Below are 1293 nucleotides of genomic sequence, written 5' to 3'. Positions count from 1 at the left end.
GCCATCGGGAACGAGGCCGGCCGGGTCCGGGCTGCCGGTCAGGGAGCCGGTGGTCAGCGGGCCGTCGGGGCGCAGGCCCTCGACCAGGGCGTGGCCGGGCGGCCCGGCGTCGAGCGCACCGTTCACCCGCGGGCGGTCCTCGCCGGAGCGCGGCTCGTCCGGCTCCGGTTCGTCACCCTCAGTGGTGAGGTGCTCGGCACTTTGTGCGGTGTCGCGAGGGCCGGCCTCCATCGCCACGCGCCCTCCCAACTAGGCTCCACTTGGTCGATCGAAGCTCGATGATGGCACGGCACCGAAGGCCGCGATGACCGGCGGCGCATCCCGATGCCATGACGTGATCAGGCTGTAACCGGTCGTTCCACCAACGCCAGGGCCTGCTGCGGAAGTTCCCCGCGGTCCGCGGCGGCCCCACTCAACCAGTGCACCCGGGGGTCGCGCCTGAACCATGAATCCTGACGGCGCGCGAAGCGCTTGGTGGCACGCACGGTCTCCGCCCGCGCTTCCGCTTCGCTGCACTCCCCGGCCAATGCCGCGAGCACCTGCTGGTAGCCGAGCGCGCGCGACGCCGTGCGCCCCTCGCGCAGCCCTTGCGCCTCCAGTGCGCGCACCTCCGCCACCAGGCCCGCGTCCCACATGCGGTCGACGCGCCGCGCGATGCGCTCGTCCAGTTCCGGCCGGGCCACGTCGACGCCGATCTGGACGGTGTCGTAGACGGAGTCGTGGCCGGGCAGGTTGGCCGTGAACGGCTGGCCGGTGATCTCGATCACCTCCAGGGCCCGGACGATGCGGCGGCCGTTGCTCGGCAGGATGGCGCGGGCGGCCTCGGGGTCGGTGGCGGCCAGCCGGGCGTGCAGCGCGCCCGGGCCGCGCAGGGCCAGCTCCTCCTCCAGCCGGGCCCGGACCTCCGGATCGGTGCCGGGGAACTCCAGGTTGTCGACGGCACCGCGCACATACAGCCCCGAGCCGCCGACCAGGATCGGCCAGCGGCCCTCGGCGAGCAGGGCGTCGATCCGCGCGCGGGCCAGCTTCTGGTACTCGGCGACCGAGGCGGTGACCGTCACGTCCCAGATGTCCAGCAGGTGGTGCGGGACGCCGTCACGCTCCTCGGGCGTCAGCTTGGCGGTACCGATGTCCATCCCTCGGTACAGCTGCATGGAGTCGGCGTTGACGACCTCGCCGCCTAGCTGCTGGGCCAGGAAGACGCCGAGATCGGACTTGCCGGCCGCGGTGGGTCCGACGACGGCGATGACGCGGGGGGCGGGGGGTGCACTGCTCACCGCACCAGTCTCGCAA

1 protein-coding gene and 1 pseudogene are annotated in these 1293 nt (G+C 73.2%); both read right to left on the bottom strand.

Translation table 11 applies throughout. From position 1 onward, the window contains the following. Positions 1 to 231 (bottom strand): annotated as a pseudogene (locus IE312_RS41120) (hypothetical protein); the annotation flags it as partial. Between the two features lie 107 nt (positions 232 to 338). Further along, on the bottom strand, positions 339 to 1277 hold the full coding sequence (miaA, locus tag IE312_RS21020; protein WP_189983901.1) for a tRNA (adenosine(37)-N6)-dimethylallyltransferase MiaA: 939 nt from the start codon (positions 1275 to 1277) through the stop codon (positions 339 to 341). Positions 1278 to 1293: the final 16 nt, after the last annotated feature.

The sequence above is a fragment of the Streptomyces capoamus genome (assembly GCF_014654935.1).
Lineage (GTDB): Bacteria > Actinomycetota > Actinomycetes > Streptomycetales > Streptomycetaceae > Streptomyces > Streptomyces capoamus.
The sequence above is the reverse complement of the archived record's forward strand: the minus strand, read 5'-3'. Positions and strand labels throughout refer to the sequence as shown.